We start from the raw sequence: 15138 nt of genomic DNA on the forward strand, positions 1-15138 counted from the left end.
CGAGCTGATCTCGCGCTAGAAAACAGTGAGACCCCTATTTCACACGCAGAGGAGTTCCAAGTGTTTTCTTTCCGTCGCGCCGGCGCGCTGATCGCCGCAACTACGTCGACCGCGCTGGTGGTCACCGCTGTCCCGGCTTTTGCCGCGGACGATGAGAAGGTGCAGATTAGCATCGCTAACTTCACCGACTTCCACGGCCGCCTCGAGGCGAACCTGTCCACGGACAAGGAAACGGGCGAGGTCACCCCGAAGAAAGGCGACGAGATGGGTGCCGCAAACATCGCCGGCATCATCAACTTCCTGCGAGACAAGAACGCCAACACTATCGTCACCAGCTCGGGCGATAACCAGGGCGGCTCGGCATTCGTCTCCGCGATCTCAGACGACAAATACACCATGGACTTTGTCAAGGCCGTTGGCACCGCGGGCTCCGCTGCTGGCAACCACGAGTTTGATAAGGGCTACAAGGACCTGATTGACCGCATCAACCCGGGTACCGGTGACATCCAGCTCGGCGCGAACGTGTTCAAGGAGGACGGCTCCCGCGACCTGGAGGCCTCGAAGATCGTCGAGATTGACGGCGTGAAGGTTGGGCTGGTGGGCACCACCTCCAACCTGACCAAGAGCAAGTCCAGCCCGGATAATGTCGCCGGCCTGAACTTCACCGACTCCTCCGAGCAGGTGAATAAGGAAGCGAAGAAGCTGAAGGATGAGAAGAAGGCCGACGTGGTCGTCGCCCTCATCCACGACCCGGTCGAGACCGGCGCGCCGAAGCTGGACCCGGAGTATGTCGACTTCATGTTCGGCGGCGACAGCCACGTGAACGTGGTCAACGCCGATGCCCCGGTGCCGAACGCACAGTCTTGGGAGTACGGCAAGGTCGTGACGGACCTGGACTTCACCTACAACAAGACCACCGGGGAGATCGAGGCACCGGCGTTCGAGCAGTACGACGCCGAGTCCCTGGTCACCCTGGACATCACCCCGGACGCCGAGGTGCAGAAGATCGTCGACGAGGCGAAGGCGGAAGCCGGCAAGCTCGGCGAGGAGGTCGTGGCCAACGTCCAGGACACCTACCTGCGTGGCTCCAACCCCGGGGAGAACACCGGCTCGAACCGTGGTACCGAGTCCACCGCGAACAACATGCTCGCTGAGTCCGCGCTTTACGCGATGGACAAGTCGCTCGACGAGCACATCGACCTGGGCATCATGAACGCTGGCGGCGTCCGCGCGGACCTCGAGGCCGGCGACGTGACCTACCAGGAGGCCTTCCAGGTCCAGCCGTTTGGCAACGACATCTCGGTGGCAACCTTGTCCGGCAAGGCCATCAAGGACGCCCTCGAGCGTCAGTGGCAGAGCAAGGAGGACGCCGAGAAGTCCGGCCGCCCACGCCTGGACATGGGCCTGTCCAACAACGTCGCCTACACCTACAACCCGGAGGCTGAGACCGGTGAGCGCATCACCTCCGTAACCATTGACGGTCAGCCGCTCGAGGACGACAAGGACTACCGCATTGCAGGTTCCTCCTTCCTGTTCTCTGGCGGCGACAACTTTGTGAACCCGGACGACGTCCGCGACCTGCTCAACGTTGGCTACAACGACCTGCAGGCGTTCGTTGACTACCTGAAGTCCGACGAAGTTGGCGTGCGCAAGGGCCAGAAGGACGTCGGCGTGGTCCTGCCGGAGGAGCTGAAGGCAGGCACCACCGCCTCCATCAAGCTCTCCTCTCTCAACTACTCGTCCGAGGGGGAGCCGATGGCAAAGCAGGCCACCGTCACGCTTGGCGACGCCACCGCGACCGCCGACATCGACGCCTCCACCACCGAGGCGGACAACGGCCTGGGTGAGCAGGGCCGCGCGACTGTGGACATCGCCATCCCGGCCGAGGCCGCAGGCGAGCAGACGCTGACCATCACCACCGACGCTGGCACCGAGCTGACGGTTCCGGTTACCGTCGCGGCCGCTGACCCGAAGCCGTCCGAGGAGCCGGCGCCGAGCGAGAAGCCTGCGCCGTCCGAGGAGCCCAAGCCGTCCGAGGAGCCGACGCCGGGCGACGAGCAGGGTGCGCAGGACGGCAGCACCGCAAACCTGGGCACCATCATGGGCGCCGTTGCAGGTGTGCTCGCCCTCCTCGGCCTGCTGGCCGTCGTCTTCGCTGGTCCGATCGACCAGGTGCTTGGCCCGATCGCAAAGCTTTCCTAGCAGCCTCCCCGTAGGGGACCCAACCTGCCGCAGCGGCGCCGTCCTTCTCTCGATGTTCTGAGAGGGGCGGCGCTTTCGGAGGATGGTACGCTCAGTCCCAGAAGAACGCTCGATCCTGGGGCGGCAGCAGCGATGCGCTGGGCCTCCAACAGGCTCTACCACCCAATCAGCGCCTACTTGACGAGATTGGGTTGACGAAGATGCGAGAAAATCGCGACGTCTTCGTCACCCGATTCTCGTCAAGTAGGCCAAACCCGCTCATGACGCCGAGCGAGGCACTCGTTGAGTCGGCGGGCAGGGCAGAGCATCGCAAGCAAAAAGCCCGGCCACAGGGGCCGGGCTGTGCTCACGCGCCCAAGGGTGCGCGGTGACTCCGCAATTACGCGCGCAGGTACTTGTCCAGGAACGCGAACAGGGTGCCCAGAGCGCCGATGACGGCGGTGAACACTGCGATCCAGTCGCGGATCTCGGACGGGGACATGTCCTTGACGGAGGAACCCTCGTCCTTCTTGTTGTTGTCGCCGGTCTTGACCTTCGGGCCGTTGGACGGCTTGGAGGTCGTGGTCGGCTTCGACTCGGTGGTCTTGGTCGGCTCGGCCTTGGTGGTTTCGGTCGGCTCAGCCTTGGCGGTCGCCGTCGGGGTGGTGGTGCGGGTGGTGACCGTGGTGTCAGCGGTAGCTGCAACTGCGCCGGTGGACATGACAGCTGCTGCGGTTGCGGCGGCGAGGAGGCCCTTGCGGAACTGCATCTGATTCCCTATCTTTCGGAGATCTTCGATTGAACGTTGATTACCTTAGCCAGACACCAAAGGGTACGCAACAGTTTTCCCGGCATTTCTTCAATGTTCTCGCAACGCAAGATGAACTTTAAATGAACTGCTCACGTGCGTTTTGTGTCATGTCGGGTGCGCTCAAGAGTGTCTGGCGGCACGAGCAACGATACCAGAAGGTATCGCGCGTGCTACTTGACAGTAGCGGAATTGATCTTAACCTCTTCGGCGGGCGCGCCGTCCTGGCCACCGTCCTGAGTACCCTTCTCGGCGATCGCGTCGAGGGTGTCAAGGCCCTCCTGGTTGATCTGGCCAAAGTAGGTGTACATCGGGGGCAGGATGGAATCGCCGTAGTTGAGGAAGAACTGCGAACCGTTCGTGCCCACGCCTGCGTTGGCCATCGCAATGGACCCGCGCGGGTAACGCTTCTGGTCCTGCTGCAGGGCCATGGATTTGTACTGTTCCTTCTCCTCGTCGGAGACACCCTCGGGGATCTGGAGCTGGGACTCGTCGACGGACTCGAGGGCCTCGTCGGTGGGGAACTCGTTGGCAAATTGGAAGCCAGGTCCGCCCGAGCCGGTGCCGGACGGGTCGCCGCACTGGAGGACCTTGAGGCCTTCGTTGGTGGTCAGGCGGTGGCACACGCTGCCGTCGAAGTACTTTTCCGAGGCCAGGTGCTCGATGGCGTTGACGGTACAGGGCGAGACGCTGCGGTCCAGCTCCATGCCGATCGGGCCTGCGCTGGTGTCCAGCTCGACGTTGACCTTGCCCTCCGTGGAGACGTCCTCGGTCTTCGGCTTGCCAGCCTCTGCCTCACCTTCGCCAGCCTGTGGGCTGTCGTTGTACGAGCAGGACACGGTCGCGGGCAGCGCCGTCGCGCGCTCGGTGGCAACCGCTTCGAACTGGGAGGGGTCGATGCTGGGCTCGGTCTCGGAGGACTCGGCGGCTTCCGAGGAAGCGGTGGTGTCCTGGGCCGTGACGTCCTCGCTTCCGTCATTCTGCGTCGCGGCGAAGTAGATGCCGCCGCCGACCACGGCAATCACCACTGCGGACAGCGCCGCCACGGTGAGCGGCTTGGACTTCTCCTTGCGGTCGCGGGAATCAAGCTCGCGCTTGAGGTGGGTGAGGGCTTCTTCGCCCCGTTTTTGGTTGTCGGCCACCTGAGATACCTCACTTGTGTGTTGCGTAGCGTCGCTAAGCGCTGGTGCGCTCGGCAGGTGAATTTCGGGGCTTAAGCCTAGCAGTGCTTGGGCCGCCGCTTGATCAACCCTTGCGAGGCCTGACTCGCGTCCATAGAATCGCGCCCATGGCTACCGTTACTTTTGAAGGCAATGAGACCACTACTTCCGGCGAGCTGCCCAAGGTCGGCGACGCGCTGCCCAACGCAACGCTCGTCGCGGGCGACCTGAGCGAGAAGTCCCTGGCGGACTACTCGGGCAAGCGCCTCGTCCTGAACATCTTCCCGTCCCTGGACACCGGCGTGTGCGCGAACTCCGTGCGCAAGTTCAACGAGCTCGCCGCGTCCCTGGACAACACCGAGGTCCTGTGCATCTCCAAGGACCTGCCGTTCGCGCAGCAGCGTTTCTGCGCCGCCGAGGGCATCGAGAGCGTCGAGGCGCTGTCCGCGTTCCGCTCTTCCTTCGCCGACGACTTTGGCCTGACCCTCGAGGGCTCCCCGCTCAAGGGCCTGTGCGCTCGCGCCGTCGTGGTGACGGACGCTGACCACAAGGTCATCCACACCGAGCTCGTCTCCGAGATCACCACCGAGCCGGACTACCAGGCAGCAGAGGACGCGCTGAAGTAAGCAAGTCTGCTCCCCGCACGCGGGCGTTTCCGGCCACTGGGTCGGGCGCCCGCTTTATTATTGCCGTATGAAGCTTTCAGGTTTTGCCGCAGGCCCGTTCCAAACCAACTGCTACGTGCTCCTTTCGGAGGAATCACGCGAAGCGGTGGTGATCGACCCCGGAATGGGCGCCTACGAGCCCGTCACCGAGTTTCTCACCCGCGAGCAGGCGACGCTCACCGCCGTGGTCTGCACCCACGGCCACCTTGACCACACCCGGGACGCCGCCCGTTTCGACGTCCCGGTGCACATCCACCCAGACGACGAGTTCATGCTCGACGGTGGCCTCGGCCTACCGGACTCGACCCGCCAGCTCTTCGACGCAGCGTCGATGCAACCCCCGCGCGAGGTGCGCTCGCTTCTCGACGCCCACTCGCTCACCCTCGCCGACACCACCTTTACCGTCCGACACGCCCCCGGGCACTCGCCGGGATGTGTGCTGCTCGTGGAAGACGCAGGGGAGAACAAGACGGGAACGGCGGGGGAGACCGGCCCGCTGGTCTTCTCCGGCGACGTCCTGTTCCGCGGCGCGATCGGCCGCACCGACTTCGAACATTCGGACCCCGCGGCGATGCGCGCGTCGCTCCGCGGCCCCGTGTGGGACCTCGACGACGCTTGCGTCGTGCTGCCCGGTCACGGACCGACCACCGTGATGGGGCAGGAGCGCGCGACCAACCCGTTCCTGCTGCAGGCCAACCCGGACCGCTAAACTTTGAACCCGTGAGTGAATCGAAGAAGACCGAGAAGTTCCAGCCGCTGTCTGCCCCGAAGGGCCTGCCCGACTACGTGCCGCCGCAGTCGGCGACATTCCACCGAGTCCGCGACGAGTTCGCGCGGCAGGCTCACCTGGCCGGGTACCAGCACGTTGAGCTGCCTGTCTTCGAGGACACCACGCTGTTCGCCCGCGGCGTTGGCGAGTCCACGGACGTGGTGTCCAAGGAGATGTACACCTTTACGGACCGTGGCGACCGCTCGGTCACGCTGCGCCCGGAGGGGACGGCGGGTGTGATGCGCGCCGTCATCGAGCACAACCTGGACCGAGGGTACCTGCCGGTCAAGCTGAACTACTACGGCCCGTTCTTCCGCTACGAGCGCCCGCAGGCCGGCCGCTACCGCCAGCTCCAGCAGGTCGGCGTGGAGGCGATCGGTGTGGACGACCCCCTGCTGGATGCGGAGGTCATCGCGCTCGCGGACCGCTGCTTCCGGTCCATCGGTTTGACCGGGTTCCGTCTGGAGCTGACCAGCTTGGGCGACCGCAACTGCCGCCCCGAGTACCGCCAGAAGCTACAGGACTTCCTGTTCTCCCTTCCGCTGGACGAGGAGACCCGCCACCGCGCTGAGATCAACCCGCTGCGCGTGCTTGACGACAAGCGCGAGAAGGTCCGCGAAATGACCGCGGACGCCCCGCTCATGCTCGACTACCTCGATGACGACTGCCGCAAGCACTTCGACCAGGTGCGCGCCTCCCTCGACGAGATGGGCGTGGAGTACGTGGTGAACCCGCGTATGGTCCGAGGCTTGGACTACTACACCAAGACCTGCTTCGAGTTCGTCCACGACGGCCTCGGCGCGCAGTCCGGCATCGGTGGCGGCGGCCGCTACGACGGGCTCATGGCACAGATCGGCGGCCAGGACCTCTCTGGCATCGGCTTCGGTCTCGGCGTGGACCGCGCCGTGCTCGCCCTCGAGGCGGAGGGCGTCACCCTCGACGGGGTGGATCGCCGCGTCGACGTGTTCGGTGTCGGCATCGGCGAGGCCGCGCAGGCGCGCATGGCAGTGCTTATCGACGCCCTCCGCGCCGCCGGTGTCTCCGCCGACATGGCCTACGGCGGCCGCGGGCTCAAGGGCGCCATGAAGGGCGCCGACCGCGCCGGTGCCAAGTACGCGCTCGTTCTCGGCGACCGCGAGCTAGAGGCCGGCGAGATCGCGATCAAGGACCTTGCCGCGCACAGCCAGGAGACCGTGGCGCTCAGCGCCGAGGCGGTCATCGCGCAGCTGCGCTAGCACTCAGTGATGTTGACTGGCAGCCCGAGCTGGACTGCCAGGCCGCCCATCGAGGTCTCCTTGTACTTGGTCATCATGTCGCGGCCGGTCGTCGCCATGGTCTCGACGACGTCGTCGAGGGTGACGATGTTGGTGCCGTCGCCAAGCTTGGCCAGCCGGGCTGCGTTAATCGCCTTGACCCCGCCGATGGCGTTGCGCTCGATGCACGGGACCTGCACCAGGCCGCCGACCGGATCGCACGTGAGGCCGAGGTTGTGCTCGAGCGCAATCTCGGCCGCGTTCTCAATCTGCGCCGGCGTACCGCCAAGGACCGCGCACATGCCGGCGGCGGCCATCGCGGAGGCTGAGCCGACCTCGCCCTGACAGCCGACCTCGGCTCCGGAGATCGACGCGTTTGTCTTGATGATGATGCCCACCGCACCAGCGGTGAGCAGGAAGTTTCGCGCCTGCTCCTGGGTGAACGCGCCGTCGGTGAAATCGCGGCAGTAGTGCATCACCGCGGGGATGATGCCGGCGGCACCGTTCGTGGGCGCGGTGACGACCTGGCCGTGGGCGGCGTTTTCCTCATTCACAGCAAGCGCGTAGAGGTTGACCCACTCCATGGCGTCGAGGCCGCGGGCAGTGGATTCCTCGTACTCCGCGGTGAGCAGGCGGTGGAGGCGGTGGGCGCGGCGCTTCACGCCGAGGCCGCCAGGCAGGGTGCCCTCGGTCTTCAACCCGTGGGCGACGCATTCCTGCATGACGTCCCAGACGGCGTCGAGGTGGGCGTCGAGAAGCGCTTTGCCATGCAGCGCCTCTTCGTTGGCGCGGACGAGCTCAGCGATGGACAGGCCGCTTTCTTCACAGAGTGCGACGAGGGTCTTCGCGTCGTTGAACTCGTACGGCGCGGGCTCGTTGTCGCGGACGGTGGCCACACCGGCTTCGTTGCGGTGCTCCTCCATGCCGGTGCGGTCCAGGATGAAGCCGCCGCCGACGGAGTAGTACTCCTTGCGGGTGGCGATGCGGTTGCCGTCGGCGTCCCAGGCGTCAAAGATGAGGCAGTTCGGGTGCTGCGAGACCGGAGTGGGGTTAAACGTCACCTCGTACTCGACCTCGCCGGCAGGGCCCGAGATCATACCGCGTTCGGGCACCGGGTCGCCGGGTTTCGGGGCGATGTCGGCCGACGTGGTCGTGGGGGTGTAGCCAACCAGGCCGAGCAGCGTTGCGCGGTCGGTGCCGTGGCCCACACCAGTGGCGGCGAGGGAGCCGCGCAGTTCTACGCGGACGAATGCGGGCAGCACGCCGAGTTGTTCAACGAACGCGAGGGATGCGCGCATCGGGCCCACCGTGTGCGAAGACGACGGACCGATACCGATGCTGAAAAGGTCAACGACGCTAACAGTATTGTGGGGCATGCGCGCGATGATACCGCATCGTGGGATTAGCTCCGCGTCCCCGTGTGGCCTTCCAACAGCTGGGAAAACGGGACGAAATCTTCGGCAAGGTCCGTGCCGGTGCGGCGAGTGACGCCCTCCGGTGGGCCACTTAATCCTTCAACTGCGCCGCTGGTGGTGACGATGAGCGCTGCGAGCTCGCTGGCAGCGCGGCTGATCCGCCGCTGGAACGAGGCGCCGTTGGCATCGCCGAAGTCAGCAGTGGCGGCGAAAAGTGAGGTGGGGACCACCGTCGCGTGCAGGTACGTGAGCAGCGGGCGCAGCGCGTATTCGGTGACGAGGGAATGGCGCTCAGAGCCTGCTGTCGCGGCGACGATGGTGGGCATGTCGGTCAACGCGTTGGGGTCGAGGGCGTCGAAGAACATCTTGAACAGGCCGCTGTAGCTGCCCTGAAACACCGGGGAGACCGCGACGAGGGCGTCGGCGGCGGAGATGTCTCGTTTGACCTGATCAAGCCTGGGGGAGGGCATCCCGGTGAGCATGAGCTGCGTGAGCTCGGTGGCGTACTCGCGGACCTCGATCGTGGTGACCTCGAGGTCTTCGCCACGCCCGCCGACGGCGGAGCCGACCGCCGCCGCGATCTCATCCGCCACCTGTCTCGTGGTGGACGGCTGCGACAGACCTGCGGTGACTACGATGAGCTGCTTCATGCTGTGGTGGGTGCTCCTTCGCTACATTGCCCGGCTATTCCTGCTCGGATTGCTCCTGTGCTTCTCCGGGTGAGACGCGAAAGTGCGCCAGATTCTTCCCATCGCGCTTTGCACGTGCGAGGGACGCAAACGTGGGCGGGTCGCTCGGAACGTGGACCGGGCGGCGCGCTTCCATCCGTCTGCGCAGCTCAGGGACCACTTCCGTGCCGAGGCGCTCGATCTGGTGGAGGACCACCTCGAGTGGGAGTCCGGCGTGGTCAATAAGGAACAGCTGGCGCTGATAGTCCCCGACCCAGTCCGCGAACTGCATCGTACGCTCGATGACCATCTCGGGAGTGCCCACGGTCAGCGGGGTGATGTCGGTGAACTCTTCCAGCGAGGGCCCGTGGCCGTAGACGGGCGCGTTGTCAAAGTAGGGGCGGAACTCGCGTTTCGCCTGTTCCTCAGAATCCGCGATGTACACCTGGCCACCGAGCCCGACGATGGCCTGATCCGCCGCGCCGTGCCCGTACGCGGCGAAGCGCCGACGGTAGATGCCGACCATCTTCGCGGTGTGCTCCTTGTTCCAAAAAATATTGTTGTGGAAGAACCCATCGCCGTAGTACGCCGCCTGCTCGGCGATCTGCGGCGAGCGGATGGATCCGTGCCACACGAATGGCGGCACGCCCTCAAGCGGCGCGGGCGTGGTGGTGAACCCGTGCAACGGGGTGCGGAACGTGCCCTCCCAGTTGACGTTCTGCTCGCGCCACAGCCTGCGCAGGAGGTGGTAGTGCTCCACCGCGAGCGGGATGCCCTTGCGGATGTCCTTGCCAAACCAGGGGTAGACGGGACCGGTGTTGCCGCGCCCGAGCATGAGGTCCATGCGGCCATCCACCAGGTTCTGCAAGAAGGAGTAATCCTCCGAGAGCCTGACAGGGTCCGTGGTGGTGATCAGCGTGGTTGACGTGGAAGCAGGATGGAGGAGGTTTTCGCACCAATGTAGGCCAGGTGGGTCGTCGGAGAAGACGGGACAAACGGCGGGTTGTGGTGCTGGCCTGTGGCGAAGACATCGAGCCCGACCTCCTCGGCCTTCAGCGCGATCTGTGTCATCGCGTCGATCCGCTGTTTCTCGGTCGGGGTCGCGCCGTTGGTGGGGTCCGCGGTGACGTCGCCGATGGTAAAGACGCCGAACTGCATCCGTGGGTGTCCTTTCCGTTGATCGTCGCGGTTAGCGGGCCGCCAGTAGGGCAGGAATGTCGGTGGCCACCAGTACCGCGAAGGGGCGCTGGCTGGGTGAGCCGGACTCGGTGATGATGGCCAGGCGGGGGAGCGCGCCGCTGTCCAGCGGCGTGGTCAGCGCATCAACGGCTACTGCGGCGGTGACGGACCGTGGCAGGAAGACCGGCTGGTCGTGCCGCCCCGACAGATCGAGCACCTGCTTGACCGTGGTCGGGGTGAGGTGGTTGTTTGCGTCCAGTTCGCCCGCCAGCCAGCGAGCCAGCGCGTTGGTGGTGAGCAACCCGACGCAGGCGCCGGCGTCGTAGACGGGGAACTGCCTGTGGCCGGTCTCCCGCAGCGCGCGCAGTGGCTCCAGGATGTCGTCGTCCGGGGCGAACGTAATCACGGCTTGCGTCTGGACCACTTCGAGGGCCAGCGCCGGGGTGAGCAGCGCGTCGCGCAAACGCTCAATCTCTTCCACCGTCTCCTGCAGCGGCTCTGCAATGGGGCGCAGGTCGCGGTACTCGCCGTGCGAGATCGCGTTGCGCAGCTCCGCGTACTCCACAAGCAGGTCAGCTTGGTCGCGGCTCACCACGCCCTTCTTCGCCGCCTGCCTGGTCATCCACTTGAAGGAGTCCGACTTTTTTGCTCCTAACTCCTCGCGCAGGAAGCCTTCAATGGCGTTGAACGCGGCCATAAACGGCACGGCGCGGTTGGAGCGGTTCTGGGGGGATGACGTTTCGCTCATGCCCACGAGGGTAGCGGTGGTGGCACGTGGGCGTCGATAAGCGATGTGGCTCTAGGCGTCCTGGTAGACGCCGCGGTTGAGCGTGTCGCAGGCGGACATCTGGCCGGTGGTGTAGCCGGACTTGAAGGCCTCGGCGCGCTGCTCGGAGGAGCCGTGGGTCCAGGAATCCGGATCCACATCGCCGCCGGACTTGCGCTGGATGCTGTCGTCGCCGATCGCCTGCGCGGTCTGAATTGCCTGGTTGAGCTGCTCGTCCGTAATCGGCTCGAGCGCCGCGTCGGGCCCCTCGGAGGCGTGCTTGGCCCAGATACCGGCGTAGCAGTCCGCCTGGAGCTCAATCGCCACGGCAGCGGAGTCCTCTCCCGGGTTCTTGTAGTCGCTCAGGCCCAGCGTGCCCTCGAGGTTCTGAATGTGGTGGCCCATCTCGTGCGCGGTGACGTACTCCTGGGAAAGCGCGCCGTCGGAACCGCCTAGCTGGCCGAGCTGCTCAAAGAAGGACACGTCGAGGTAGGCAGTGGTGTCGTTTGGGCAGTAGAACGGGCCGGTATCGGCCGTTGCGTACCCGCAGCCAGTGCTGACATCGCTGCGGAACAGGTTGATGTCAGCGGGGGTGTACTCAATGTTCGCCTGTGCTGGCAGGACTTCGGCCCACACCTGGTCGACCGAGCGGGCGGTGGCCTCCGCGCGGCAGTCGTCGTACTCGTTCGCCGCGCCCGGGGCATCGCAGTGGCTCAGGTCGTAGTCGCCCTGGGCACCGGGGCTTTGCTGGGACTGGCCCTGCGGGTCCGAAGAGCCGCCGGTGAGCCCGCCCAGGCCGCCGTTGAGGAAGAACACAATAGCCAGGAGAATGATCGTGCCGATACCGCCGCCGCCCACCGCGATGGGGATGCCGCCGCCTCCGGCCCGGCCGCTGCCGGAACTCGTCTGCGCGCGGCGGCCTTGGCCCTGACCAAAATCATTCTTAAACGTCATGCTGCAAATCTTGCCAAAAAACCGCGTGCAGCGCTGCATCCCCGCGCCTGTGCCGTGCAGAGAAGAAGCGAAACGGGGCGCTTCAACGCTTGACGACGCCTACGGGTAGAGTTTTTGGCGTTCAAGTTTTGCCCTCACGTGGAAGGACGTGGAAGAGACCGTGCTGCGCACTCACCTTGCGGGTGATCTCCGCAAAGAACTCGATGGACAGACCGTTACGCTCACCGGTTGGGTGGGCCGACGCCGCGACCACGGCGGCGTGATCTTCATCGACCTGCGCGACCGTTCCGGCCTGGCGCAGGTTGTGTTCCGCGAATCCGAGGTGGCGGAGGCCGCGCACGACCTGCGCAGCGAGTACGTCATCCAGGTCACCGGCGTGGTTGAACCGCGCCCGGAGGGCTCGCAGAACCCGAACCTGGCCTCCGGCGAGATTGAGGTCAACGTCTCCGAGCTCACCGTGCTGAACAAGGCGGCCGCGCTGCCGTTCCAGATCGAGGACGCCTCCTCCAGCGAAGTCGGCGAGGAGACCCGTCTGAAGTACCGCTACCTGGACCTGCGCCGCGAGCGTCAGGCGAACGCGCTGCGCCTGCGCGCGAAGGCGAACCAGGCCGCCCGCCGCGTGCTGGATGAAAACGGCTTCACCGAAATCGAGACGCCGACGCTGACCCGCTCCACCCCGGAGGGCGCCCGCGACTTCCTCGTCCCGGCCCGCCTCCGCCCGGGCAGCTGGTACGCGCTGCCGCAGTCCCCGCAGCTGTTCAAGCAGCTGCTCATGGTCGCCGGCATGGAGCGCTACTACCAGATCGCGCGGTGCTACCGCGACGAGGACTTCCGCGCCGACCGCCAGCCGGAGTTCACCCAGCTGGACGTCGAGGCGAGCTTCGTGGACCAGGACGACGTCATCGCCCTGGCCGAGCAGATCGTCACGGAACTGTGGAAGCTGATCGGCTACGAGATCACCACCCCGATCCCGCGCATGACCTACAAGGACGCGATGGAGAAGTACGGCTCGGACAAGCCGGACCTGCGCTTTGACATCCAGCTGCAGGACTGCACCGAGTTTTTCAAGGACACCACCTTCCGCGTCTTCAACGCTGAGTACGTCGGCGCAGTCGTGATGGACGGCGGCGCCTCCCAGCCGCGTCGCCAGCTCGATGCGTGGCAGGACTGGGCCAAGCAGCGCGGCGCCAAGGGCCTGGCCTACATCCTCGTGCAGGAGGACGGCTCCCTGGGCGGCCCGGTGGCCAAGAACATTACGGACGAGGAGAAGGCCGGCATTGCCGATCACGTCGGTGCGAAGCCGGGCGACTGCATCTTCTTCGCTGCGGGCGAAACCAAGGCCTCCCGCGCGCTCCTCGGCGCTGCCCGTGGCGAGATTGCGAAGAAGCTCGACCTGATCAAGGACGGCGACTGGGCGTTCACCTGGGTCGTCGACGCGCCGCTGTTCGAGCCGTCTGCGGACGCCACCGCGTCCGGCGACGTCGCCCTCGGCCACTCGAAGTGGACCGCCGTCCACCACGCGTTCACCTCGCCGAAGCCGGAGTACTTGGACAACTTTGATAAGAATCCGGGCGAGGCACTGGCGTACGCCTACGACATCGTCTGCAACGGCAACGAGATCGGCGGCGGCTCGATCCGTATTCACCAGCGCGACGTGCAGGAGCGCGTCTTCGACGTCATGGGCATCAGCGAGGAAGAGGCCCGCGAGAAGTTCGGCTTCCTGCTCGACGCGTTCGCGTTCGGTGCACCCCCGCACGGCGGCATCGCCTTCGGCTGGGACCGCATCGTATCCCTGCTCGGCGGCTTCGATTCCATCCGCGACGTCATCGCGTTCCCGAAGTCCGGCGGCGGCGTCGACCCGCTGACCGACGCGCCCGCCCCGATTACCAAGGAGCAGCGCAAGGAGTCCGGCGTGGACTTCAAGCCGAAGGCCGACGAGAAGGCCGAGTAAGAGCCAATTCGGTTCCACGGCCCCGGGAATGGCGGAAACGTCGCGCCCGGGGCCACTGGTATGTCACACTGAGAACCGAGTAACCCGCAAGGAGAGGTTCAGCATGGACCAAGAGCAGATCATCGCCGAGGCGGAGGAGATTCTCACTCGGCGCTACGGCGGCACCCAGACGCTCGGCGAGGTACAGCGTCTGGGTGGCTCCGGCGTTGCCAGCGTGTTCCGTGCCCGCGTGTCCAACAACCCGTTCCTGCAGCACCGGACCGTCGTGGTGAAGTACTCGCCGGAGACCGGCAACGTGCTGGAGGACGCTGCCTTTTTGCGGGAAGTAGTTGCTTACCAGTTCACGACGTCGTTAAGCGAAGATGTCCGGCCAGGCCCGGTCCTTCTTGGCTACGACATTGACCAGCGCATCGTCATTATTTCCGATTCGGGCGAAGGCGACACCCTGGCCACGCTGCTGGACAGCGCGGATGAGGAGCAGCACGTGCAGCTGCTGCGCAACCTCGGCACTGCGCTGGGGCGGATGCACGTCGGCTCGGCCGGCCGCGAGGACGCGTTCGACGTACTGTTCGCACAAGCGGCCCGCCAGCGCAGCGGAGCGGATACGATGCAGCACCTGCGCGAGCGCCTGCTTGCGCACCGCTTCGACTTTGGCCTGGACATGCTCGAACGCAGCGGGCTCGACGTGCCGACGGAGGTTCGGCTGACCGCCGCCAACGTGCGCAAGCGCCTGTTCAAAGGGGGCTCGCGGGCGTTTACTCCCTTTGACCTGTCGCCCGACAACATCATCTACGCGGACCGCACGCAGTTCCTGGACTACGAGTGGGCGGGTTTCCGCGACGTCTCCTTCGACGTGGCGTTCGTGGTCGCCGGGTTCCCGCTCTACGTCTCCGCGTGGGGCTACAGTGACGTGGCCATCGAGGCGTTCATCAGCGCGTGGGTGCAGGAGGTCCGCGGGATCTGGCCCGCATTCCTGCACGAGGACACGCTCCACGCCCGGATCACCGGCGCCATGGTCGCGTGGGCGCTGTCCAGCCTCTCCGTGATGGGGCAGTTCACCGTCGCCGAGCTTGCGGCCAGTGATGCCGAGCTCGCGCAAGAGCTTATCGACGCCGGCGTCGCACCCCACAGCGAACGGCTCACCGCGCAGGGCGAAGCGGCGAGCGGCGCGGAGACGCTACACGGCGGCTCGGACATCCTCCGCCCGCAGAGCCAGGGACCGTTCACCGAGGAGGAGCAGCTCGTGCGCCGCGACCTGCAGGAGACGTTCGAGGCGCTCGCCGCGTTTGCCGGCACCGGGCGCGACACGGCGTACCTCGTGATCGCTGACTTTGCCCGCACCGTGGCGAAGCGGTTTGCGTAGGCGGGG

Annotated in this window: 12 protein-coding genes and 1 pseudogene; 6 read left to right on the forward strand and 7 right to left on the reverse strand. The window is 65.8% G+C overall.

Translation table 11 applies throughout. The features are described 5' to 3' along the window. The first annotated feature begins 60 nt into the window (after positions 1–60). A complete protein-coding gene (locus EAW56_RS02735) occupies positions 61–2202 on the forward strand; it encodes a 5'-nucleotidase C-terminal domain-containing protein (RefSeq protein ID WP_122084949.1) in 2142 nt (713 codons plus the stop codon). 379 nt (positions 2203–2581) lie between these two features. On the opposite strand, the gene EAW56_RS02740 is transcribed toward EAW56_RS02735, so the two are convergent. Beyond that, complete coding sequence (locus EAW56_RS02740) at positions 2582–2950, reverse strand: hypothetical protein (protein ID WP_095536656.1); 369 nt, start codon at positions 2948–2950, stop codon at positions 2582–2584. 212 nt (positions 2951–3162) lie between these two features. After that, positions 3163–4131: a peptidylprolyl isomerase gene (locus tag EAW56_RS02745; protein WP_095548144.1), complete on the reverse strand. Its 969-nt coding sequence runs from the start codon at positions 4129–4131 to the stop codon at positions 3163–3165. Between the two features lie 146 nt (positions 4132–4277). Between EAW56_RS02745 and tpx the strand changes: the two genes are divergently transcribed. The 3 genes from tpx (at position 4278) to hisS (ending at position 6818) form a co-directional block, all read left to right on the forward strand. Next, positions 4278–4775, forward strand: coding sequence for a thiol peroxidase (gene tpx / locus EAW56_RS02750; RefSeq protein WP_095276315.1), 498 nt, complete (start codon positions 4278–4280; stop codon positions 4773–4775). 67 nt (positions 4776–4842) lie between these two features. Further along, positions 4843–5523: an MBL fold metallo-hydrolase gene (locus EAW56_RS02755; protein WP_122084951.1), complete on the forward strand. Its 681-nt coding sequence runs from the start codon at positions 4843–4845 to the stop codon at positions 5521–5523. 11 nt (positions 5524–5534) lie between these two features. Beyond that, on the forward strand, positions 5535–6818 hold the full coding sequence (hisS, locus tag EAW56_RS02760; protein WP_122084953.1) for a histidine--tRNA ligase: 1284 nt from the start codon (positions 5535–5537) through the stop codon (positions 6816–6818). Here hisS and EAW56_RS02765 read toward each other — a convergent pair. From EAW56_RS02765 to ypfJ, 5 genes and pseudogenes are all read right to left on the reverse strand, one after another. After that, positions 6815–8212: an L-serine ammonia-lyase gene (locus EAW56_RS02765; RefSeq protein ID WP_095536651.1), complete on the reverse strand. Its 1398-nt coding sequence runs from the start codon at positions 8210–8212 to the stop codon at positions 6815–6817. The two genes, hisS and EAW56_RS02765, sit on opposite strands and share 4 nt — an antisense overlap. A gap of 26 nt (positions 8213–8238) precedes the next feature. After that, the gene (locus EAW56_RS02770; protein ID WP_095545794.1) at positions 8239–8901 is read right to left on the reverse strand and encodes an FMN reductase; all 663 of its coding nucleotides are present in this window, start codon (positions 8899–8901) and stop codon (positions 8239–8241) included. Positions 8902–8935: 34 nt separating this feature from the next. Further along, positions 8936–10077: pseudogene (locus EAW56_RS02775) on the reverse strand (CE1758 family FMN-dependent luciferase-like monooxygenase). A gap of 31 nt (positions 10078–10108) precedes the next feature. Continuing rightward, positions 10109–10846, reverse strand: a complete 738-nt coding sequence (locus tag EAW56_RS02780; protein WP_095545793.1) for a CBS domain-containing protein — start codon at positions 10844–10846, stop codon at positions 10109–10111. Between the two features lie 51 nt (positions 10847–10897). Beyond that, positions 10898–11818, reverse strand: coding sequence for a KPN_02809 family neutral zinc metallopeptidase (gene ypfJ, locus EAW56_RS02785; protein ID WP_095536838.1), 921 nt, complete (start codon positions 11816–11818; stop codon positions 10898–10900). A 160-nt stretch (positions 11819–11978) separates the two neighbouring features. Between ypfJ and aspS the strand changes: the two genes are divergently transcribed. Further along, positions 11979–13769 carry an aspartate--tRNA ligase gene (gene aspS, locus EAW56_RS02790; protein WP_095276754.1) on the forward strand — a complete coding sequence of 597 codons (1791 nt, stop codon included), beginning with the start codon at positions 11979–11981 and terminating at the stop codon, positions 13767–13769. A gap of 103 nt (positions 13770–13872) precedes the next feature. Further along, entirely contained in the window at positions 13873–15132 is a 1260-nt protein-coding gene (locus EAW56_RS02795; RefSeq protein WP_095536647.1) for a protein kinase family protein, read from the forward strand. The last annotated feature ends 6 nt before the right edge of the window (positions 15133–15138 follow it).

This window comes from Corynebacterium gottingense (genome assembly GCF_003693265.1).
Lineage (GTDB): Bacteria > Actinomycetota > Actinomycetes > Mycobacteriales > Mycobacteriaceae > Corynebacterium > Corynebacterium gottingense.

Excerpts from the sequence above, each read along its gene's own strand:
- EAW56_RS02740 (WP_095536656.1), bottom strand. The coding sequence starts at position 2,950 with ATGCAGTTCCGCAAGGGCCTCCTCGCCGCCGCAACCGCAGCAGCTGTC.
- tpx (WP_095276315.1), top strand. The coding sequence starts at position 4,278 with ATGGCTACCGTTACTTTTGAAGGCAATGAGACCACTACTTCCGGCGAG.
- EAW56_RS02755 (WP_122084951.1), top strand. The coding sequence starts at position 4,843 with ATGAAGCTTTCAGGTTTTGCCGCAGGCCCGTTCCAAACCAACTGCTAC.
- EAW56_RS02765 (WP_095536651.1), bottom strand. The coding sequence starts at position 8,212 with ATGCCCCACAATACTGTTAGCGTCGTTGACCTTTTCAGCATCGGTATC.
- EAW56_RS02770 (WP_095545794.1), bottom strand. The coding sequence starts at position 8,901 with ATGAAGCAGCTCATCGTAGTCACCGCAGGTCTGTCGCAGCCGTCCACC.
- EAW56_RS02780 (WP_095545793.1), bottom strand. The coding sequence starts at position 10,846 with ATGAGCGAAACGTCATCCCCCCAGAACCGCTCCAACCGCGCCGTGCCG.
- ypfJ (WP_095536838.1), bottom strand. The coding sequence starts at position 11,818 with ATGACGTTTAAGAATGATTTTGGTCAGGGCCAAGGCCGCCGCGCGCAG.
- EAW56_RS02795 (WP_095536647.1), top strand. The coding sequence starts at position 13,873 with ATGGACCAAGAGCAGATCATCGCCGAGGCGGAGGAGATTCTCACTCGG.